This window comes from Roseateles violae (assembly GCF_030410485.1).
Lineage (GTDB): Bacteria > Pseudomonadota > Gammaproteobacteria > Burkholderiales > Burkholderiaceae_C > Roseateles_D > Roseateles_D violae.
The window spans coordinates 190,797-211,559 of the sequence record NZ_JAUHHC010000001.1 but is presented as its reverse complement, the minus strand read 5'-3'; the positions used below and the strand labels follow the sequence as shown (position 1 = coordinate 211,559).

Annotated in this window: 19 protein-coding genes; 8 read left to right on the top strand and 11 right to left on the bottom strand. The window is 70.8% G+C overall.

Features of this window, described 5'->3' with window-relative positions; translation table 11 throughout:
• Positions 1 to 66: 66 nt before the first annotated feature.
• From QWJ38_RS00880 to QWJ38_RS00850, 7 genes are all read left to right on the top strand, one after another.
• Positions 67 to 2,109 carry a PAS domain-containing sensor histidine kinase gene (locus tag QWJ38_RS00880; RefSeq protein ID WP_290357147.1) on the top strand — a complete coding sequence of 681 codons (2,043 nt, stop codon included), beginning with the start codon at positions 67 to 69 and terminating at the stop codon, positions 2,107 to 2,109.
• Positions 2,106 to 2,774, top strand: a complete 669-nt coding sequence (locus QWJ38_RS00875; protein ID WP_290357146.1) for a response regulator transcription factor — start codon at positions 2,106 to 2,108, stop codon at positions 2,772 to 2,774. The genes QWJ38_RS00880 and QWJ38_RS00875 overlap by 4 nt, the downstream gene beginning before the upstream one ends.
• Before the next feature lie 36 nt (positions 2,775 to 2,810).
• Positions 2,811 to 3,776, top strand: a complete 966-nt coding sequence (gene thiL / locus QWJ38_RS00870; RefSeq protein ID WP_290357145.1) for a thiamine-phosphate kinase — start codon at positions 2,811 to 2,813, stop codon at positions 3,774 to 3,776.
• The gene (locus QWJ38_RS00865; RefSeq protein ID WP_290357144.1) at positions 3,773 to 4,324 is read left to right on the top strand and encodes a phosphatidylglycerophosphatase A family protein; all 552 of its coding nucleotides are present in this window, start codon (positions 3,773 to 3,775) and stop codon (positions 4,322 to 4,324) included. Before thiL ends, QWJ38_RS00865 begins: the two co-directional genes overlap by 4 nt.
• 84 nt (positions 4,325 to 4,408) lie before the next feature.
• The gene (locus QWJ38_RS00860; protein WP_290357143.1) at positions 4,409 to 4,909 is read left to right on the top strand and encodes a CinA family protein; all 501 of its coding nucleotides are present in this window, start codon (positions 4,409 to 4,411) and stop codon (positions 4,907 to 4,909) included.
• Complete coding sequence (locus QWJ38_RS00855; RefSeq protein WP_290357142.1) at positions 4,909 to 5,793, top strand: 2-hydroxyacid dehydrogenase; 885 nt, start codon at positions 4,909 to 4,911, stop codon at positions 5,791 to 5,793. The genes QWJ38_RS00860 and QWJ38_RS00855 overlap by 1 nt, the downstream gene beginning before the upstream one ends.
• Positions 5,794 to 5,800: 7 nt before the next feature.
• Entirely contained in the window at positions 5,801 to 8,500 is a 2,700-nt protein-coding gene (locus tag QWJ38_RS00850) for an ATP-binding protein (RefSeq protein ID WP_290357141.1), read from the top strand.
• Here QWJ38_RS00850 and QWJ38_RS00845 read toward each other — a convergent pair.
• From QWJ38_RS00845 to QWJ38_RS00805, 9 genes are all read right to left on the bottom strand, one after another.
• Positions 8,497 to 10,920, bottom strand: a complete 2,424-nt coding sequence (locus QWJ38_RS00845; protein WP_290357140.1) for a putative bifunctional diguanylate cyclase/phosphodiesterase — start codon at positions 10,918 to 10,920, stop codon at positions 8,497 to 8,499. The genes QWJ38_RS00850 and QWJ38_RS00845 overlap by 4 nt on opposite strands.
• Positions 10,921 to 10,928: 8 nt before the next feature.
• Complete coding sequence (locus QWJ38_RS00840) at positions 10,929 to 11,561, bottom strand: methylamine utilization protein (RefSeq protein WP_290357139.1); 633 nt, start codon at positions 11,559 to 11,561, stop codon at positions 10,929 to 10,931.
• 131 nt (positions 11,562 to 11,692) lie between these two features.
• Positions 11,693 to 12,763: a DNA polymerase III subunit delta gene (gene holA / locus QWJ38_RS00835; RefSeq protein WP_290357138.1), complete on the bottom strand. Its 1,071-nt coding sequence runs from the start codon at positions 12,761 to 12,763 to the stop codon at positions 11,693 to 11,695.
• 13 nt (positions 12,764 to 12,776) lie between these two features.
• Positions 12,777 to 13,265 (bottom strand): LPS-assembly lipoprotein LptE, encoded by a 489-nt coding sequence (locus QWJ38_RS00830; protein ID WP_290357137.1) that lies wholly within the window; start codon positions 13,263 to 13,265, stop codon positions 12,777 to 12,779.
• Between the two features lie 78 nt (positions 13,266 to 13,343).
• Positions 13,344 to 15,980 carry a leucine--tRNA ligase gene (leuS, locus tag QWJ38_RS00825; RefSeq protein ID WP_290357136.1) on the bottom strand — a complete coding sequence of 879 codons (2,637 nt, stop codon included), beginning with the start codon at positions 15,978 to 15,980 and terminating at the stop codon, positions 13,344 to 13,346.
• Positions 15,981 to 16,039: 59 nt separating this feature from the next.
• Positions 16,040 to 16,456 (bottom strand): ExbD/TolR family protein, encoded by a 417-nt coding sequence (locus QWJ38_RS00820; protein ID WP_290357135.1) that lies wholly within the window; start codon positions 16,454 to 16,456, stop codon positions 16,040 to 16,042.
• A gap of 5 nt (positions 16,457 to 16,461) precedes the next feature.
• Positions 16,462 to 17,106 (bottom strand): MotA/TolQ/ExbB proton channel family protein, encoded by a 645-nt coding sequence (locus QWJ38_RS00815; protein ID WP_290357134.1) that lies wholly within the window; start codon positions 17,104 to 17,106, stop codon positions 16,462 to 16,464.
• Positions 17,106 to 17,939, bottom strand: coding sequence for a 4-hydroxy-tetrahydrodipicolinate reductase (gene dapB / locus QWJ38_RS00810; protein ID WP_290357133.1), 834 nt, complete (start codon positions 17,937 to 17,939; stop codon positions 17,106 to 17,108). The genes QWJ38_RS00815 and dapB overlap by 1 nt, the downstream gene beginning before the upstream one ends.
• The gene (locus QWJ38_RS00805) at positions 17,939 to 18,496 is read right to left on the bottom strand and encodes an outer membrane protein assembly factor BamE (protein ID WP_290357132.1); all 558 of its coding nucleotides are present in this window, start codon (positions 18,494 to 18,496) and stop codon (positions 17,939 to 17,941) included. Before QWJ38_RS00805 ends, dapB begins: the two co-directional genes overlap by 1 nt.
• A 105-nt stretch (positions 18,497 to 18,601) precedes the next feature.
• On the opposite strand from QWJ38_RS00805, the gene fur reads away from it, so the two are divergent.
• Entirely contained in the window at positions 18,602 to 19,027 is a 426-nt protein-coding gene (gene fur / locus QWJ38_RS00800; RefSeq protein WP_290357131.1) for a ferric iron uptake transcriptional regulator, read from the top strand.
• A 39-nt stretch (positions 19,028 to 19,066) separates the two neighbouring features.
• On the opposite strand, the gene hprK is transcribed toward fur, so the two are convergent.
• Together hprK and QWJ38_RS00790 are read right to left on the bottom strand one after the other, a co-directional pair.
• Positions 19,067 to 20,029 (bottom strand): HPr(Ser) kinase/phosphatase, encoded by a 963-nt coding sequence (gene hprK / locus QWJ38_RS00795; protein WP_290357130.1) that lies wholly within the window; start codon positions 20,027 to 20,029, stop codon positions 19,067 to 19,069.
• A gap of 100 nt (positions 20,030 to 20,129) precedes the next feature.
• Positions 20,130 to 20,600 (bottom strand): PTS sugar transporter subunit IIA, encoded by a 471-nt coding sequence (locus tag QWJ38_RS00790; RefSeq protein ID WP_290357129.1) that lies wholly within the window; start codon positions 20,598 to 20,600, stop codon positions 20,130 to 20,132.
• Between the last annotated feature and the right edge of the window lie 163 nt (positions 20,601 to 20,763).

Sequence of the window (20,763 nt, the reverse complement as noted above, 5' to 3'; positions counted from 1 at the left end):
GGCGCGGGCGCGTACGCGAAACTGCGCATCATCGGGCCGCCGCTGCAAAGGATACTGCCAGCCGACATGGCCAACGTCCACCCGCCCAACCCCTCGCTCTTGCTGCCGCAGCGCCCCTGGGGCTGGCGGCGTGCGCTGCTGTGGGTCGTGCTGGTCGCGCTTCTGCTGGTGGCCCAGGTGCTGCTGGTCGCGCTGACGCTCAGCTACGAGGCGGCGCGCGCGCAGGAGCATGTCGAGCAGGTGGCGGCCGAGGTTGCGGCGCGCGCCAAGCAGATCGCCGGTCGCGATCTGCAGGGCATCCAGGGCCTGCTGTGGGAGGACCCGCAGCGCCCGCGCTGGCGCGACGACGCGGCCGAGCTGCTGCGGCGCACCAAGCCGCTGCTGCGCATCGAGTACCGCGACGCCGACCGCCGCGTCGTCTACGCGGTCGGCTCGCCCTATGTCTCGCCGCTGTTCCAGCGCATCGGCCGCGATCAGATGCAACTGGAGACCGAGCTGGCCTGCGTGGCCGCGCTGCGCCAGGGCGCCCAGCTCTATTCGCGCAGCTACTTCGTGCCAATGGCCGGCGGCGACGGGCTGGAGGTTGCCGATCTGTGCCTGCCGCAGTCGCGCTCGGGCGAGGTCACGGCCTTCGTTGTCGCCACCGTGGGCCTGCGCCAGCTGCTGGAGGAATCGACCTCGCCGGACCTGGCGCGCGGTCATGAGCTGAGCTTCATCGAAGGCGACGGCACGCGGCTGGCGCGCGCCGGCCTGACCCGCGGCGCCGGCTTCTACCAGGCCGAGCGCCTGGTCGATCTGCCCGGCCTGGCCCTGCAACTGCGCGTCGACAGCGCCCAGGGCCAGCCGCGCCTGATCCCGAACCTGGCCACCGCCCTGGTGCTGGGCCTGTCGCTGGCCCTGTTCGCCGTCGTCATCCTGCTGGCGCGCGACTGGCGCCGCCGCGCCTTTGCCGAGCAGAAGCTGGCCGAGGCGCTGGCCTTCCGCCAGGCGATGGAGAACTCGCTGATCACCGGCCTGCGCGCCCGCGACATGGCCGGCAACATCAGCTACGTGAACCCGGCCTTCTGTTCCATGGTCGGCTTCCGCCAGGACCAGCTGCTGGGCCAGAACACGCCGCCCTACTGGCCGCCCGAATTCGTCGACGAATACCGCAAGCGCCATCGCGACCGCAGCGCGCGCTGGCAGAACGACAACAAGCCCGGCGGCAACGATCCGCGCCAGGGCTTCGAGACGGTCTTCATGCGCAAGAACGGCGAGCGCTTCCCGGTGCTGATCTTCGAGGCGCCGCTGCTCGATGCACAGGGGCGCCAGACCGGCTGGATGAGCGCGGTGCTCGACGTGTCCGACCAGCGCCGCATGGAGGAGCTGTCGCGCCAGCAGCAGGAGCGGCTGCAGGCGACCGCGCGCCTGGCCACGGTCGGAGAGATGGCCTCGCTCCTGAGCCATGAGCTGAACCAGCCGCTGTCGGCGATCGCCAGCTATGCGACGGCGGCGCTGAACCTGCTCGCGCGCGAGGCCGACGACCCGCAGACGCCCGACATGGTGCGCCAGGCGACCGCCCGCATCGCCGAGCAGGCAGAGCGCGCCGGCCGCGTGATCAAGAGCGTGCACGACTTCGTGCGCCGGCGCGACCAGGCGCGCGAGGTGATCGGCGTCGACCGGCTGTTCGACGCGGTGCTGCCGCTGGTGCGTCTGCAGGCGCGCAAGAGCGGCACCCGGCTGGAGGTCGAGCTGCCGCAGCCGGCGCCCCGGGTGCGCTGCGACCGCACGATGGTCGAGCAGGTGCTGCTGAACCTGACCCGCAACGGCATCCAGGCGATGGAGGCGGCCGTGCCGCAGGAGCAGCGGGTGCTGACCCTGCGCGTGCAGCAGAACAGCCCGCGCTGGGTCGGCTTCTCGGTGCTGGACCGGGGCCCCGGCATCGCGCCCGAGGTCGGCCGCCAGCTGTTCACACCCTTCTTCACCACGCGCAGCGAGGGCATGGGCCTGGGCCTGTCGCTGTGCCGCACCGTCGTCGAGCAGCATGGCGGCGCGATGGACTTTGTCAACCACGAAGCCGGCGGCTGCGAATTCCGCTTCACGCTGCCGGTGGATACTAGCGATCCATGATGCCGACCACCCCCAGCGCCCTGCACAGCCGCCATCTGCCCATGGTCTATCTGGTCGACGACGAAGAGGTCGTGCGCGATGCGCTGGCCTGGCTGCTGCGCTCGCGCCGCCTGCTGTCGGAGGGCTATGGCAGCGCCGAGGCCTTCGAGGCCATGCTCGATGCGCGGCCCGGCCAGGCGCGCAGCGGCTGGCCCGATGCGCCGAGCTGCCTGCTGCTGGACGTGCGCATGCCCGGCATGAGCGGGCTGGCGCTGTTCGAGCGCCTGATCGAGCGCGGTCTGGTCGATGCCCTGCCGGTGATCTTCCTGACCGGCCATGGCGACGTGCCGACGGCGGTCGCCGCGGTCAAGCGCGGCGCCTTTGACTTCGTGGAGAAGCCCTTCTCCGACAACGCCCTGGTCGACCGCGTCGAGCAGGCGCTGCAGCTGAGCGAGCGTGCCATCGCCTCACGCCGCCAGCATGGCCAGCTGACCCAGCGCATGGCGGAGCTGACCGAGCGCGAGCGCGAGGTGATGAGCCTGGTGGTGCAGGGCCTGCCGAACAAGCTGATCGCCGACCAGCTGCACATCAGCGTGCGCACGGTCGAGGTCCACCGCGCACGGGTGTTCGAGAAGATGAACGTCAAGTCGGCGGTCGAGCTGTCCAACCTGCTGCGCGAAGGCTAGACCGATCCGGGCCGGCGGGGCTGAGAGAATCGCCCGATGGGTGAATTCGATCTGATCCAACGCTTCTTCACGCGCGAGCGGCCGCCCGGGGCCGACGTCGCGCTGGGCATCGGCGACGACTGCGCCTTGCTGAACACGACGCCGGGGGCGCAGCTGCTCATCTCCAGCGACATGCTGGTCGAGGGCCGGCATTTCCTGTCGACCGTCGCGCCCGAGCGCCTGGGCCACAAGGCGCTGGCGGTCAATCTGAGCGACCTGGCGGCCTGCGGGGCGCGGCCCAAGGCCTTCACCCTGGCGCTGAGCCTGCCGCGGGTGGACGAGCATTTCCTGGCCGGCTTTGCGGCGGGCCTGTTCGCGCTGGCCGATGCGCATGGCATCGAGCTGATCGGCGGCGACACGACGATGGGGCCGCTGAACATCTGCATCACCGTCTTCGGCGAGGCACCGGCCGGCACGGCGCTGCTGCGCGGCGGCGCGCGCGCCGGCGACGAGCTCTATGTCTCTGGCACGACGCTGGGCGATGCGCGGCTGGCGCTGGAGGTGTTCCGCGGCCATATCGGCCTGCCGGGCGAGCAGTTCGAGGCGGTGCGGCGCGCGATGGAGCTGCCGCAGCCGCGCGTCGCGCTGGGCCAGGCGCTGCGCGGCCTGGCGAGCAGCGCGATCGACATCTCGGACGGCCTGGTCGGCGATCTCGCCCATATCCTGCGCCGCTCCGGCGTCGGCGCCAGCCTCGAGGTCGATGCGCTGCCGGCCAGCGCGGTGCTGGCCGCGCAGCCGCCCGCGCTGCGCCGCGAGATGGGCCTGGCCGGCGGTGACGACTACGAGCTGCTGTTCAGCGCGCCGGCGGCGGCGCGCGAGGCGGTGCTGGAGGCCGGCCGGCGCAGCGCGACCGCCGTCACCCGCATCGGCCGCATCGAGGCCGAGCCGGGCCTGCGCCTGCTCGATGCCGAGGGCCGGGTCTTGCCCTTGCAGCCGCGCGGCTTCGACCACTTCAAGCCATGATCGACCCAGCGCAATCAAGCCAGCAAGCCCCGCGTCGCGCCAGCGCGCGCTTCATGCTCGCCCATCCGGCGCACTGGATCGCGCTCGGCTTTGGCAGCGGTCTGTCGCCGAAGGCGCCGGGCACGGTCGGCACGCTGTGGGCCTGGATCGCCTTCCTGGTGCTGGACCGCTGGCTGCTCGACTGGCAATGGGCGCTGCTGATCGCTGCAGGCACCCTCGTCGGCTGGTGGGCCTGTACGCTGAGCGCACGGCATCTGCGCATCCCCGACCCGGGCGCCATCGTCTGGGACGAGGTGCTGGCCTTCTGGCTGGTGCTGTGGCTGGCCATGCCCATGGGCTGGCTGGGCCAGGCGATCGCCTTCGGCCTGTTCCGCTTCTTCGACGCGGCCAAGCCGGGCCCGGTGGGCTGGGCCGACCGGCTGTTCAAGGGCGAGCGCGGCAAGCCGGTGGGCTGGGCCCAGGGCTTCGGGATTCTCTTTGACGATTTCGTCGCCGCCGGATGTACGCTTGTCGTGATCGCGCTGTGGCGTTCCATCATCGGAGTCTGAAATGAAACGAGCCTCCCACTCACTTCGTTCATTGCCCCCCGAGGGGGCGCATCAGCCCCTTCGGGCGGCCGTGCGGAGCTGATCATGCTGTTTCCCGAAGAGCACGAACTGATCGACCGCATCGCCGTCGCCCTGATCCAGCGCAAGGAGCGCATGGGCACGGCCGAGTCCTGCACCGGCGGCCTGATCGCCGCCGCCTGCACCGAGCTGCCCGGCTCCAGCCAGTGGTTCGAGCGCGGCGTCGTCGCCTACAGCAACCAGGCCAAGAACGAGCTGCTGGGCGTGCCGGCGCCGCTGCTGGAGCTGCATGGCGCCGTCAGCGGCGAGGTCGCCCAGCACATGGCGCGCGGCCTGATGGCCCATGCGCCGATCGACTGGGCGCTGGCCGTCACCGGCATTGCCGGCCCGGCCGGCGGCAGCGATGCCAAGCCGGTCGGCACGGTCTGGCTGGCGCTGGCGCATGACGGCAAGATCGTGCGCGCCTGGCAGGAGTTCTTTGCCGGCGACCGCCACGATGTGCGCATCGCGACCCTGCGCGCCGGCCTGATGGCGCTGTGCGAGGCGCTCGAAGACAAGGCCAGTTGATGCGGGTGCTGCTGCTGGGCGACTGGCCGGATGGCGAACGCGATCGCTGGCTGGCCCTGCTGCGCGCGGCCGCGCCCGAGCAGGACTGGCTGCTGGTCCCGGACGACGGCGTTGAGGTGGCCGTCGTCGCCAACCCGCCGCCGGGCAGCCTGGTCGGCCTGCCGCGGCTGCGCCTGATTCAGTCGCTGTGGGCCGGCGTCGACCGGCTGCTGCAGGACGCCAGCCTGCCGGCGGGCGTGCCGCTGGCGCGCATGGTCGACCCGGCGATGAACGAGGCCATGGTGCAGACGGCGCTGTGGGCGGTGCTGTCCCTGCAGCGCAGCTTCTTCACGCTGCAGGCGCAGCAGCGCGAGCGGCTCTGGCGCCAGCCGGCCCAGCCGCGCGCGGCCGAATGGTCGGTGCTGGTCCTGGGCCAGGGCGAGCTGGGCGGCCGCGTGGCCGCGGCGCTGGCCGCGCTCGGCTATGCGGCGCGGGCCTGGAGCCGCCGCGACGGCGCCGAGCCGCCGCTGGAGACGGCCGACACGGTGATCAATCTGCTGCCGCTGACTGCGGCCACGCGCGGTTTCTTCGATGCGGCGCGGCTGGCGCGGATGAAGCGCGGCGCCGGCCTGGTCAATCTGGCGCGTGGCGCGCATGTCGTCGAGGCGGACCTGCTGCAGGCGCTGGACGCGGGGCGGCTCGGCCACGCGGTGCTCGATGTGTTCGAGCGCGAGCCGCTGCCGCCCGAGCATCGCTTCTGGAACCACCCGCGCGTGACGGTGCTGCCGCATTGCGCGGCGCAGACCGATCCGCGCAGCGCGGCCACCGTCGTCGCGGCCAATCTGCGCGCGCTGCGCGAGGGCGCGCCGCTGCAGCACCTGGTCGACCGCGGCCGCGGCTATTGAGACGGCGATGACGCCCACGGCGCCCGACTTGTTCCCCGGCGACGTCGAGCTCGCGCAGGCCGAGGCGCAGGGCGAGCGCACGCCGGCGCTGCGGGCCTGGCTGGCCTGGGCGCTGCGCCAGCGCGAACCCGAGCGGGCGCTGGCCCTGGCCGACGAGGCCGAGCCCGCGCTGGCGCCGGCCGAGCAGCCGCGGCTGCGCTTGCTGCGCGCCGAGGTGGCGCTGCTGGGCCTGGACTTCGGGCGCGCGCAGGCGCTGCAGCGCGAGGCGCTGGACGCCTTCAGCGCCGCCGGCGACGAGATCGGCCGCGCCGATGCCTGCTGGCTGGCCGCCAATATCGCGGCCGACCGCGGCGAGTTCGAGGCGCAGCGGCGCTGCCTCGGCGAGGCGATCGCCTGCGCCACCGCGGCCGGCGACGAGGCGCGCCGGCTGTTCCTGCAGGCGGTGCTGGGGCGGGCCGACGCCTTCCGCGACCTGGCGGCGACCCGGCGCGAATGGGCAGCCCGGCTGCCGGCCGACAGCAGCGGCCTGCCGACCTATGTGGCCGCCGCGATCGAGGACCTGCGCGGCCTCTTGTCCGGCATGAGCAGCGAGTTCCTGCCCTCGGTGCGCGCGCTGGTGCTGGCCTACGAGCTGGCGCAGCGCAGCGGGCAGCTGCGCCGCGCGATCGCCTTGACCAGCAATCTGGGCCGCGCCTATGTCGGCATCAGCGATTTCGATTCGGCCATGAGCTGGCTGACCCGCGGCCTGGAGCTGGCGCGGCGCGCGCGCTGGCCGGCCTCGGTCGCGCTGTGCCTGGCGCAGCTGGGCGAGACCCTGCGCCTGCTCGGCCGGCTCGGCGAGGCGCGCGAGGCGCTGGAGGAATGCCTGCGCCTGCTGGTCGCGCAGCCGGCCTCGCGCACGACCCTGCTGGCGCTGAAATACCTGGCCCACGCCGAGCAGGACGACGGCCGCAGCGCCGAGGCCCTGCGCGCCTTCGACGCGCTGATGGCGCGCGCGCTGGAGGCCGGCACCAAGGATCTGCAGACCGATGCGCAGCTGGGCCGCGCCGAGGCCTTGCTGGCGCTGGGCTGGCCGGCGCAGGCGCGCGAGGCCGCGGAGGCGGGGCTGGCCTCGGCCGCCGGCCAGACGGCGCGGGTCGAGCTGCTGTGGGTGCTCGGCGATATCGCCCAGGCCGAGCTGGGCGCGCCGGCCGAGGCGCTGCGCTACTACCGCCAGGCGCTGGACGCCGGCTATGCGGTCGAGGCCTTCGTGCCGCCGCCCAAGCTGCTCGACGCCTGCGCCCGCGCGCATGCGGGCCTGGGCGACTTCGAGCGCGCCTACCAGTTCGGCCTGCGCGCCGCCGAGCTGCGCCAGCAGCATTTCAATGCCGAGTCCGGCCAGCGGGCGCTGGCCCTGCACGCGGCCTCGGAGGCGGCGCGCTACGAGGCGCTGCGCGACACCCACGAGGTGCTGCTGCACCTCAGCGAGGTCGGCCGCGAGCTGACCGCCGAGCTCGAGGCGGAGCGCGTGCTGGCCGTGCTGGAGCGCCATGTCCACGCGCTGCTGAGCGTCGACAGCATGGCCGTCTACGTGCTGGACGACAGCCGCGAGCAGCTGCATTGCAGCTTCGGCATGGAGGACGGCGAGCGCTTTGCCGATCCGGCCATCCCGCTGGCCGATCCGCGCAGCTTCTTCGCGCTGAGCGCGCGCGAAAACCGCGAGCTGGCCTTCTCCGGCCCGCAGGTGCTGGAGCGCGCGGTGCCCGGCACCAGCGACATGCTGTCGGTGCTGTTCGGCCCGCTGCGGGTGGCCGAGCGCGTTACCGGCGTGATGACGGTGCAGGCCAAGCGCATCGATGCCTATGGCGAGCGCGAGCGCCTGGTGTTCCGCAGCCTGTGCGCCTATGCGGCGATCGGACTGGAGAACGCGCGCGCCTACCAGCGCCTGTCGGATCTGCAGCGCCAGCTGATGGCGCAGGAGAAGCTGGCCGCGCTGGGCGCGATGGTGGCCGGCGTCGCGCATGAGCTGAACACGCCGATCGGCAACAGCCTGCTGGTCGCCAACACCCTGCTCAGCAGCACGCGCGAATTCCAGCAGCGCATTGCCGGCCAGGCGCTGCGCCGCTCCGACTGGCAGCGCTTTGCCGAGCAGACCATCGAGGGCCTGCAGGTGATGGAGCGCAGCATGGAGAGCGCCGCCTCGCTGGTACGCAGCTTCAAGCAGGTGGCCGTCGACCGCAGCTCGGAGAACCGCCGCGCCTTCGATCTGGCCGAGGTCTGCGAGCAATGCGGCCAGACCCTGGGCCTGGCGCTGCGCCGCGCCGGCCTGACGCTGCGCATCGAGGTGCCGGCCGGGCTGCGGCTGGACGGCTATCCGGGCGCGCTGGGTCAGGTCTTGCTGATCCTGCTGAACAACGCGATGGCCCATGCCTTCGCGCCGCAGCAGGCCGGCAGCATCACCATCGCCGCGCAGGCGCTGGCCGGCGGCGAACGCATCGCGCTGTCCATCGCCGACGACGGCAAGGGCATGAGCGAGGCGGTGCTGGAGCGCATCTTCGAGCCCTTCTTCACCACCCGCTTCGGCCAGGGCGGCAGCGGCCTGGGCCTGAGCATCTGCCACAACATCGTCGAGACCCTGCTCGGCGGCACGGTGCGGGTGACGAGCGAGATCGGCAAGGGCAGCCGCTTCACGCTGGAGCTGCCGCAGGTGGCACCCGCGGGCGCCTAGCCGAGTTCGGAAAAGGCCGTGTCCGGCAGCGCCTCGCCCAGCGCCGGCGGCTGCCAGCCGGCCAGCCAGGCGACGAACTGCGCATGCGGCATCGGCCTGCTGACGAAGAAGCCCTGGCCCTCGTCGCAGCCGTATTTGGCCAGCAGCTGCCAGGCCTCGGCCGTCTCGATGCCCTCGGCGACCACGCTGAGGTCGAGGTTGTGCGCCAGCTCGATGGTCGAGCGGACGATGCGGCGATCGGCGCGGCTGCTGGCCATCGCCTTGACGAAGCTCATGTCGATCTTCAGCTCGTCGACCGGCAGGTCCTTCAGATAGGCCAGCGAGGAATGGCCGGTGCCGAAGTCGTCGATCGAGAGCTTGAAGCCCATGCTGCTGAGCTGCTGCAAGGTGCTGCGCGCGCGCTGCTGGTCCAGCATGATGGCCGTCTCGGTGATCTCCAGGCACAGCGCGCCGGGCGCGACCTCGAATTCCGCGATCAGGGCGGCGATCTTGCCCGGCAGTTCCTGGTCCATCAGGTCGCGGGTCGACAGATTGATGCTCAGGGGCAGGTTGATGCCGGCATCGGCCGCCGCTCGCCAGGCGCGCGCCGCCTCGGCGATCACCCATTGGGTCAGCTCGCGGATGAAGCCGGTCTGCTCGGCGAAGGGAATGAACTGTGCCGGCGGCACCAGGCCGCCGCTCGGATGCTGCCAGCGCACCAGCGCCTCGGCGCTGATCACCCGGCCGCTCTTCAGCTCGACCTTGGGCTGCAGATACAGGCGCAGCTCCTGGTCGTCGATCGCGCGACGCAGATCGCTGAGCAGGGACAGCGAGGCCGGGCTGGCCGCGTCGAGCTGGGCGTTGTAGGCGAGGCTGCCGCACTGGCGCTGCTTGGCCGCGTGCATGGCCAGCTCGGCGCGCGACAGCAGCTGCATCGCGTCGGCGCCGTCGCGCGGATGCAGGGCGATGCCGATGCCGGCGCTCAGATCGACCGTGTGGCTGCCGATGCGCAGCGGCCGCACGAAGTCCTGCAGGATGGCCGCGGCCATCGCCAGCGCGGCCGACTCGCCGGCGCCGTCCAGCGCCAGCGCGAACTGGTCGCCGCCGACGCGGGCCAGCTGCGTCGCGTGCGCCGGATGGGCGGCGCCCAGCTGCTGCAGCCGGAGGCCGACGCCCTGCAGCAGCGCATCCCCGAAGTCGTGGCCCAGCACGTCGTTGACATGCTTGAAGCGGTCCAGGTTCAGCATCAGCACGGCAAAGGGCCGGCGGCTTGCCAGCTGCTGCTCCAGCGCCGTCCTGAAACGCGCGCGGTTCGGCAGGCCGGTCAGCTCGTCCCAGTAGGCCAGGCGCTCGGCCTTGGCGGTCTGCGTGCGAATGCCCTGGCGCATCAGCTCGAAGGCGCGCGCCAGCTCGCCGACCTCGTCGCGCGCGGTGCTGAGGATGGGCGTGTCGTAGTCGCCGCGGCCCAGGCGCTCGGCCGATTCGCTGAGCGCGCGGATCGGGCCGCTGATGCGCCGCGCCAGCAGCACGCTCAGCAGCGCGAACACCAGCGCGCCGACCACGGTCAGCGCCAGCAGGATCAGCTGCAGCGAGCGATAGGGGGCGATCGCGGCGTCGAAGGAGCGCAGCAGCACGACGCCAAGCCGGTACTGCTGCTCGCGCTCCAGCGGCGCCAGCCGGCCGCGCCATTGCTCGCCGCCGACATCGGCCGGGAACAGGCCGCTGGCCGTAGGGATCTGTGCGCTGAGCAGCGCGGCCTCCTCGCGCTCGATGCTGCTGACCAGCGGGGTCCAGTGCCGGCCGTCGTTGCGCACGACGACCACGCCCTGCAGCTCGGACAGGCTGCGCAGGTCCTTCAGCGCCGCGCCGTCGAGCGCGAAGCCCATCAGGATCCAGCCGGCCGGCGCCGGCGTGTGGACCGGCACGGCGACGACCTGGTAGGCGCGGCCGTCCAGCAGCGCCAGCTGCACATCGTCGTCGCCCTGCCGCGGATCGGCGCCGGCGGCGGTCTTCTGCTTCAGCAGCTCGGCAAAGCGGCCGGCGTCGTCGCGCGTGCTGGCGACCAGCTTCAGCCGGGTGTCGAAATAGGCGACGACGCTGGCGCCAATGCGCTGGCCCTGGTTGGCGAGTGCGTCCTTGATCGTCTCCACCGTCTCGGTGTCTGCCTGGGCCAGCGCCAGGCCGATCGCCCGCTTGAAGCCGTAGTCCTGGGCCAGCAGGGCGGCGGAATCGCTGCGCTTCTCGGCCTCCTGCACCAGCAGGCGGCGGAACACCCGCTCGCCGGTCTTCAGCTCGGCGGCAATGGCGGTGTCGGCATTGCGCTCGATGCTGGAGCGGATGAAGGCGAAGCTGGCCAGCTGCACGGCCAGCAGCAGGGCCAGGAACAGGCCGACGATGCGGCCCTCGAGCCGGCGCAGGTTCAGGAAGGAAGGCAGGCGCATCGCGATCCTCAGTCGCCGACGACGACGCTGCTCTGGCCGCTGCCGCCGGCCGTCACCGTCAGTGCCTGGCTCTGCAGGCTGGGCGCCTTCATGCCGGCGTGCCAGATCTTCAGCTGGTGCTCGCCCGGCGGCAGATCGAAGCGGACGATCCCGGCGGCGTCGCTGCGGGCGAAGACCGGCGTGTCGACGACGACGATGTGGGCGCTCATGCGGTCGTGGATATTGCAACCCAGGGCGGCGACGCCGGGCTTGTCGAAGACGATGGGTTCGGCCGGCGTGCCCGAGTACAGCTTGGTCTCGAAGACCTTTGTCGGCGAGAAGCTGTAGACATGGTGGCGCACCGTGTCGAAATTCGGGAAGTTGACCGCGGTGCCGGTCTGCACGATCAGCAGGCGCGGCGCGAACTGGCGCTCGCGCTGGTCCATCTGGGCCTTGGCGCTGCCCGTCCGGCTGGGCTTGCCGGCGATCTCGACGGCCACCGCCGTATCGGCCAGCGGCTGGCCGGCCGCATTGCGCAGCTGCAGCGTCCAGGGCAGCGCCTGCGCGGGCAGGCTGGCGCCGGCAAGCAGGCTCAGGAGGGCGGGCAGGCCCCGGCGCAGGGTGGCCGGGATGCGGAAGGCGGTCGATCGATGGGGCGGCATGGTGTCTCGGGACGCGGCTCATCGACTGTATCGGCCGGCCCGGCGGCGGCTTGAGCGGCCGGCCGGGTCGGGCGCCGGAAGCAGGGCTTTTTTCTCGGCCCGGCGCGCTTTGTGACGCGGTCCGCCTGCGCTCAGGCCTTCAGCACCAGCCGGCCGGGCTTGCCGGCCGCCGTCTCGACCAGCATCAGCGCCAGCTTGCGCAGACCGGCCCAGGCGTCCATCGGCCAGCCGGGGTGGCGCAGTCCCTTGACCAGGCCGTCGCAGATCTGCGCGGCCTCGACCAGGGGCGCCAGCTCGGCACTGTGCAGGCCCGGTACCAGGCGCTCGAACAAGCGCTCCTTGGCGCCCCAGACGCGCGCCTCGCGCAGGGCCATCGGCAGCGGCTTGCCGGCGTCGACGCCGTCGCGCACCCGCTTCAGCGCGCGGATGTCCTCGGCCAGGCTCCAGTGCACCAGCACGGCGGCCTCGCCCTCGGCCTCCAGGCCATCCAACATGCGCAGCACGCGGGCGACCTGGCCCGAGAGCACCGCCTCGCTGAGCTTGAACACATCGAAGCGGGCCACGTCGAGCACGGCCGCCTCGACCTGATCGAAGCTCAGCGTGCCGGCCGGGTGCAGCAGCGCGAGCTTCTGCAGTTCCTGATGCGCGGCCAGCAGATTGCCCTCCACCCGGTCGGCAAAGAAGGCCAGCGTGCGCTGGCCCATCTCGCCGTCCTCGACCCGCTGGCCCTGGGCCGCCAGGCGCTGCGCGATCCATTGCGGCAGCGCGCGGCGCTCGACCGGGTCGACCCGGATGCTGAGGCCGGCACCATCCAGCGCCATGAACCAGGCGCTGGACTGCTGGGTCTTGTCCAGCTTGGGCAGGGTCACCAGGGTCACCACGTCCTCGGGCAGGCGCTCGCAGTAACGCTGCAGCGCCTCGGAGCCGTCCTTGCCCGGCTTGCCGGACGGGATGCGGATCTCGATGAACTGGCGCTCGGCGAACAGGCTCAGCGCCTGGGCGGCGCCGAGCACCGGGCCCCAGTCGAAATAGGCGCCGGCGACGGTGAAGATCTTGCGCTCGCCATAGCCCTGCTCGCGCGCGGCCTTGCGGATCGCGTCGGCCGCCTCCTGCGCGAGCAGGGGCTCGTCGCCATGGACGGTGTAGAGCGGCTTCAGGCCCTTGGCGAGCTGCGGGGCGAGGGCGTCGGGGCGGATCTGCATGGCGCTTACTCGATCAGCCGGGCAGGCGCACGGCGGCCAGCCGGCGCATCACCTGGTTGATCGCGTCGGACTGCATCGCGCGGTACAGCTGAGCCTCCTCCTGCTCCTTGGCCAGGGCCTGGCTTTCGGTGTAGTTCATCTCGCGCGTCATCGTCAGCTCGGTGCGCGGCAGCAGCAGCTCGCCCGAGGGCGTGCGCAAGAGATAGTCCATGCGCAGGCGCAGCTGCCATTCGCGCACCTGGCCGGCGCTGGTCGACACGACGACGGTCTTGTCGCGCGTGTCGCGCACCGCCTCGATCACGACCTCGGCACGGTTCTGGTCGCTCTCCAGCTTCAGCTTGCTGCGGCCCAGCTGCTGCCTCAGATCGGCGGCCAGCGGCGAGTCGGCCTTGAAGCCGGCCAGCGCGACGGAGTGGAAATGGAACTCCGGCTCGCGGCGCAGCTCGAAGCCGCAGCCGGCCAGGGCCAGCATTACCAGCAGCACGGCACGGCGCGTCGGCAAGCCAGCGCCGGGCCGCCCCAAGCCGGCTTGCGCCCCCTCGGGGGGCAGTGAGCGAAGCGAGCGTGGGGGCGCCATGATTCAGGCGACGACGTTGACCAGGCGGCCGGGCACGACCACGACCTTTTTCGGCGGGCGGCCCTCGCTGAACTTGGCCGTTTCCGGGTGCGCCAGCGCCGCCGCCTCGATGGCGGCCTTGTCGGCGCCGGCCGGCACCTTGACGCTGCCGCGCAGCTTGCCGTTGACCTGCAGCATCAGCTCGATCTCGTCCTGCACCAGGGCGGTCTCGTCGACCTGCGGCCAGGGCGCGTCCAGCAGATCGCCCAGCTCGGCGGCAAAGCCCAGCTCCACCCACAGCGCATGCGCGATATGCGGGCAGGCCGGGTAGAGCACGCGCAAGAGCACCGAGAAGCCTTCGCGGACCGCGGCGTCCTGGCCGGCGGCCTTGAAGCCTTCCAGCGCATTGAGCAGCTTCATCGCGCCGGAGACCACGGTGTTGTACTGCATGCGCTCGTAGTCGTAGCTGACCTGCTTGAGCACCAGATGCACCTCGCGGCGCAGCGCCTTGCCTTCGCCGCTCAGCGAGGAGAAGTCCTGGCCGGCGGCCTTGATGCTCGCGGCGTTCTTCGCGCCGAAGCCCCAGACGCGCTTGAGGAAGCGGTGCGCGCCCTCGACGCCGGCGTCGTTCCACTCCAGCGTCTGCTCCGGCGGCGAGGCGAACATGACGAACAGGCGCGCGGTGTCGGCGCCCTGCTCGTTGATCAGCTGCTGCGGGTCGACGCCGTTGTTCTTGGACTTGGACATCGTGCCCACGCCCTCGTAGTCGACCGCCGAGCCGTCGCTCTTGAGCCTGGCGCCGACGATCTTGCCGCTGGCGTCGTGGAGGTCCTCGACCTCGTGCGGCCAGAAGTACTCGATGCCGCCCTTCTCGCCGCGGCGCGAGTAGATGTGGTTCAAGACCATGCCCTGGGTCAGCAGCCTGGTGAAGGGTTCGTCGACCTTGACCAGGCCCAGATCGCGCATCACCTTGGTCCAGAAGCGCGCGTAGAGCAGGTGCAGGATCGCGTGCTCGATGCCGCCGATGTACTGGTCCATGGGCATCCAGTACTGGGTGCCCTCGGCGACCATGGCCTCGCTGTTTTTCGCGTCGCAATAGCGCATGAAGTACCAAGACGAGTCCACGAAGGTGTCCATCGTGTCGGTCTCGCGCTGGGCCGGCTTGCCGCACTTGGGGCAGCTGCAGTTCAGGAAGTCGGCGCGCTTGTTCAGCGGGTTGCCGCTGCCGTCGGGGATGCAGTCCTCGGGCAGCACGACGGGCAGGTCTTTCTCGGGCACCGGCACCGAGCCGCAATCGTCGCAGTGGATGATGGGGATCGGCGTGCCCCAGTAGCGCTGGCGGCTGATGCCCCAGTCGCGCAGGCGCCAGGTCGTCTTCTTCGCGCCCAGGCCCTGCTCGCCGAGCAGTTCGGCGACCTTGTCGACGGCGGCCTTGTAGGACAGGCCGTTCAGCACGCCGGACTCGATGCAGACGCCGCGCTGCTTGTCGCCATACCACTCGGCCCAGGCGGCGGTGCTGTAGGTCTCGCCCTCGACGGCGACGACCTGCTTGATGGGCAGGCCGTACTTCTTCGCGAACTCGAAATCGCGCTCGTCATGCGCCGGCACGCCCATCACCGCGCCGTCGCCATAGCTCATCAGCACATAGTTGCCGACCCAGACCTCGACCTGGGCACCGGTCAGCGGATGGGTGACGACGAGGCCGGTGGGCTTGCCTTTCTTTTCCTGCGTGGCCAGCTCGGCCTCGGTCGTGCCGCCGCTCTTGCACTCCTCGATGAAGGCGGCCAGCTGGGCGTTGCCGGCGGCGGCATGCGTCGCCAGCGGGTGCTCGGGCGCGACGGCGCAGAAGGTCACGCCCATGATGGTGTCGGCACGGGTCGTGAACACATAGAGCTTGCCGTCCTGGATCAGACTGCCGCTCGCGTCCTTGATCTGGTGCGGGAAGGCGAAGCGCAGGCCCTCGCTCTTGCCGATCCAGTTCTCCTGCATCAGGCGCACGCGCTCGGGCCAGCCGTGCAGATAGCTCTTGTCGCTGGGGTCAGCGACGGCGGCCAGCAGCTCGTCCGCGTACTTGACGATGTTCAGGTAGTAGCCGGGGATCTCGCGCTTCTCGACCAGCGCGCCCGAGCGCCAGCCGCGGCCGTCGACGACCTGCTCGTTGGCCAGCACGGTCTGGTCGACCGGATCCCAGTTGACGACCTGGGTGCGGCGCTCGGCGATGCCGGCCTCCAGCATCTTCAGGAACAGCCACTGGTTCCACTTGTAGTAGTCGGGCTTGCAGGTGGCGATCTCGCGCGACCAGTCGATCGCCAGGCCCATCGCCTGCATCTGGCCCTTCATATAGGCGATGTTCTCGTAGGTCCACTTCGCCGGCGGCACCTTGTTCTTCATCGCCGCGTTCTCGGCCGGCAGGCCGAAAGCATCCCAGCCCATCGGCATCAGGACGTTGTAGCCCTTCATGCGCAGCTGACGCGTCAGCATGTCGTTGATCGTGTAGTTGCGCACATGGCCCATGTGCAGCTTGCCGCTGGGGTAGGGCAGCATCGAGCAGGCGTAGAACTTGGGCTTGCTGTCGTCTTCCGTGACGCGGTAGGCGTCGCGCTCGTTCCAGTGCTGGCGCGCGGCGGCTTCGATCTCGTTGGGGGCGTACTTGTCGTTCATGATGGGCAGGGGCGCTTGAGGCGCCGATTGTAGGAGGCGCGCGTGCGTGCGCCGCAGCCTTAGCGGGCCGCTTCGGCGACGAAGGCGATGCGCGACAGCCCGGCCGCCTGGCACCAGCCGATCAGCTCGGCCACCTGGCCATAGGGCACGGCCTTGTCGGCCCGCAGCTGCACCTCGAGCTGCGGATTGGCCTGGGCCAGCGCGGCGACGCGCTGCTGGAAGGCCTTGGCCTCGAGCTTGTCCTCGCCGAGATACAGCGTGCCGTCCGGCGCGATCGACACCGCGATGAACTGCGGCGCCTCGGAGGGCGTGGCCGCCTCGCTCTGCGGCAGCTCCAGGCGCAGCGAGGACGTCATCAGCGGCGCGGCGATCATGAAGATCACCAGGAGCACCAGCATGACGTCGATCAAGGGCGTCATATTGATCTCGCCCATCGGCCGGGGCTGCTCGGTGCGTTCCAGACGTCCGAAGGCCATGGCGATCAGTCGTGATCGAGCATCTCGCGCAGATCGTGCGCGAAGCCCTCCAGCTCGGCCTCGCAAGTGCCGACCTGCTTGCCGAAGATGTTGTAGGCCAGCACCGCGGGAATCGCCACCGCCAGGCCGGCCGCCGTCATGATCAGCGCCTCGCCGACCGGGCCCGAGATCTTCTCGATCGAGAGGTTGCCACCGGCCGACATGCCGACCAGCGCATGGTAGATGCCCCAGACGGTGCCGAACAGGCCGACGAAGGGAGCGGTGGCACCGATCGAGGCCAAGAGCACCTGGCCGAACTGCAGGCGCTGGATGACGCCGTGCAGCGCGTCGCGCAGGCGGCGCGTCAGGCGCGACTCGCGCTTGCCGGCGGCGTCCAGCGTGCCGGGGCCGGTGGCCGTCGTCGCGGCGTCCAGCAGGGGCAGCAGCACCGCCTCGCGGTCGAAGTTCTGCAGCGCCTGGCGGCCGCCGTCCAGATCGGGCGCGGCCCAGAAGGCGGCGAGCGCGCGGGCCAGGCCGCGGCGCGCGCGGGTCAGCGTCCAGCCCTTCCAGAGGATGACGACCCAGGCGCTGACCGACATCGCCAGCAGCAGCACGGCGACCGCGCGGGCCACCGCATCGCCGAGGTCCCAGAACGCGGCGAAGCCGCTCATCAGGAAACCGAGGCCTTCTTGTCGAAGCCCAGCACGTCGCCCATGTCGTAGAGACCGGCGCCATGGGCCGCGAGGAAGCGGGAGGCGCGCAGCGCGCCCTGGGCGAAGGTGTTGCGGCTGCTCGCCTTGTGGCTGATCTCGATGCGCTCGCCGATGCCGGCGAACAGGACGGTGTGGTCGCCGACGACATCGCCGCCGCGCACGGTGGCGAAGCCGATGGTCGACGGATCGCGCTCGCCGGTGACGCCCTCGCGGCCGTAGACCGCGCATTGCTTCAGATCGCGGCCCAGCGCGGCGGCGACGACCTCGCCCATCTGCAGCGCGGTGCCGCTGGGCGCATCGACCTTGTGGCGGTGATGGGCCTCGATGATCTCGATGTCGTAGCCCTCGTTCAGCGCGCGCGCCGCCTGCTCCAGCAGGCGCAGCACGACGTTGACGCCGACGCTCATATTGGGCGCCAGCATGATGCCGATGTCGGCCGCGGCGGCGCCGATCTGCGCCTTCTGCTGCGCATCGAAACCGGTCGTGCCGATCACCAGCTTGACGCCCAGCTCGCGGCAGACCGCCAGATGGGCCAGCGTGCCTTCGGGGCGGGTGAAGTCGATCAGCACGTCGGCGTCGGCCAGGCCTTCACGCAGATCGGCGGTGATCTTGACGCCGCTGGCCTTGCCCAGGAAGGCCGCCGCGTCGCTGCCCAGGGCCGGACTGCCGGCCAGGTCCAGCGCCCCGGCGAGCCGGCAATCGGGGCTCATGACCACCGCTTCGATCAGCATGCGACCCATCCGGCCCGAGCTACCGGCAATGGCAATCCTCAAAGGGGCAGGCAAGCTCATTACCTGCCCTCCAGCGGCGGGTAGCTGCGCTGTACGCCCATCGCCTCCGGCGTCGGGGCCGGCGGACGCACCGGCACCGGCAGCGCCTTGCGCTCTTCCTCGCTCAGCTCGAGCTTGGGTGCCTTGCCGCTGGGGAAGGTCGTGATGGCGGCGACGAATTCGTTCTCGCTGGGCAGGTCGTCCGGCACCTCGAGCGACTTCAGCTGGTCGCCGTCGAACCAGGCGACGACGCGGCGCTGCTGGTAGGGCGCGCCCTGGCGGCGGATCGCGAAGGAATAGTCCCAGCGATTGTCGTGGAACATATCGGTCAGCAGCGGCGAACCGAGCAGATCGCGCACCTGGGCGCGGCTCATGCCGGGCTTGACCCGGGAGACCAGTTCCTTGGTCAGCACATTGCCCTGTACGACCTCGACCCGGTAGGGCCGCACAAAGCCGAGCACCGTGTCACCGGACTTGGCCAGCTCCGGCTGGGACGAGGTGCCGGAGCAGGCGCTCAGCGCCGCACACAGCGCAAGCAGGCCCGGCAGCGGGCGGGCGGTTCGGAAATTCAGGCGCATGAGAATGGCTTTTGGGGGCAGGGGCTCGGTGCTCGGCGCAGAGCTGGCTATGATGGACTCATTCTAGCGGCAGGCCATTCCGGGCCCGCCGGCCCCTGACGCACGATGAACCGGACCGACGAAATCAAGAACAGCGGCCTCAAGGCCACGCTGCCCCGCATCAAGATTCTGGAGATCTTCCAGAAGACGGCGCAGCGCCATATGACGGCCGAAGACGTCTACAAGGCCCTGCTGACCGAAGGCGCCGACATCGGCCTGGCCACCGTCTACCGCGTGCTGACCCAGTTCGAACAGGCCGGCCTGCTGTCGCGCAACCATTTCGAGTCCGGCAAGGCGGTGTTCGAGCTCAACGAGGGCCATCACCACGACCATCTGGTCTGTCTCAGCTGCGGCAAGGTCGAGGAGTTCTTCGACCCGGCGATCGAGGAGCGCCAGCACGCGATCGCGCGCGAGCGCGGCTTCGAGCTGCAGGAGCATTCGCTGGCGCTGTACGCCAATTGCGTGAAGAAGGATTGTCCGAACCGGGGCTGACGGTTTTCGCGGGCCGTTTTGCGGGGTACCGCGAAACGGTCAGCTCTCGTCGAGCTGACCGTTCTCGATCGCGCGTTGGTGGCGCTCGACGAACTCGCGGTAGGTGTCGATGCCTCGCAGCTGCAGGATGGTGTTGCGCACCGCCGCCTCGACCAGCACGGCCAGGTTGCGGCCGGCATCGACGGCGATGACGACCTTGCGCACCGGCATGCTCAGCACTTCCTCGTACAGCGGCTCGTAGGGCAGGCGCTCGAAGTCGCGCTCCATCGTCTCCTTGCGCACCAGATGGACGATCAGCTTGAGCCGCATCTTGCGGCGCACCGCCGTCTCGCCAAAGATGGCCTTGATGTCCAAGAGGCCGATGCCGCGCACCTCGAGCAGATTCATCAGCAGGTCGGGGCAGCGGCCCTCGATCGCCGTCTGCGAGATGCGGAACAGGTCGACCGCGTCGTCGGCCACCAGGCCATGGCCGCGCGAGATCAGCTCCAGGCCCAGCTCGCTCTTGCCCAGGCCCGATTCGCCGGTCAGCAGCACGCCCAGGCCCAGGATGTCCATGAACACGCCGTGGCGCGTGGTCCGGTTGGCGAACAGATGGCCCAGATAGGCGCGCACGACGTCGATCACATGGCCGGCCGACTCGTTGGTGACGAACAGCGGGATCTCGGCGCGGTCGCACATCGCCACCAGACGGTCCGGCGGCACCTGCTTGTCGGCGACGATGATGACCGGTGGCTCCAGCGTGACGATGCGCGCGATGCGGCGGTCCAGCACCTCGCCCGAGGCCTGGCTCAGGTAGGCGACCTCGCGGCGGCCGACGATCTGGACCCGATAGGGATGGATGTAGTTCAGGTAGCCGACCAGGTCGGCGGCCGATTGCGCGTCGCGGACGGCGGTCTCGTCGAAGCGGCGCTCCGGGTGCGCATGGCCGGCGATCCATTCCCAGCGCAGCGACTCGCGGTGCTCTTCGAAGAGCCTGTCGGCGCTGATCGAGGTCGGTTTCATGGCGTCCCTCGTTCGCCGGGTACGGCGACCGGTCCCCCGAGGGGACGGCGTGCCGGCTTGGGGCGGCCCGGCGCTCGGCCCGCCAAGCTCAGGCGGCTCATCAGGCGACCGACTTCAGCGGTTCCCAGGCGGCGATCAGCCGGTGCACGGCGGCGGCGTCCGGCTCGCTCTTCAGGCGCTCGCGCAGTTCGCGGTCCGACAGCATCTCGGCGATCTCGGACAGGATCTCCAGATGACGCTGGGTCGCGGCCTCGGGCACCAGCAGGAAGATCAGCAGATTGACCGGCTCGTCGTCCGGCGCGTCGAAGCCGATCGCCTGGCCGACCCGCAGCACGGCGGCCAGCGGATTCTTCAGGCCCTTGATGCGGCCATGCGGGATCGCCACGCCGTGGCCGAGGCCGGTGGAGCCCAGGCGCTCGCGGGCAAACAGATTGTCGGTGACCAGCGCGCGCGAAATCGCGTGGTTGTTCTCGAACAGCAGGCCGGCCTGTTCGAAGACCCGCTTCTTGCTGGAGGCGTCCACATTCACCAGCACATTGCTGGCGGGCAGGATGGCGGCGAGACGGTTCATGTGGTCACAGCGCCGATTACGGCTGGTGAGGCCTTGGGCGGGACGCTTTTTCGGTATCTAAGGGGTCGATTATAGAAAGTTGCCGGATGCAGGGTGTTCGCCCGGTACCCGGCCAGTGAACAATTGCGCAATTTTGCGGCGGCGCAGCAACATCGTATCGCGC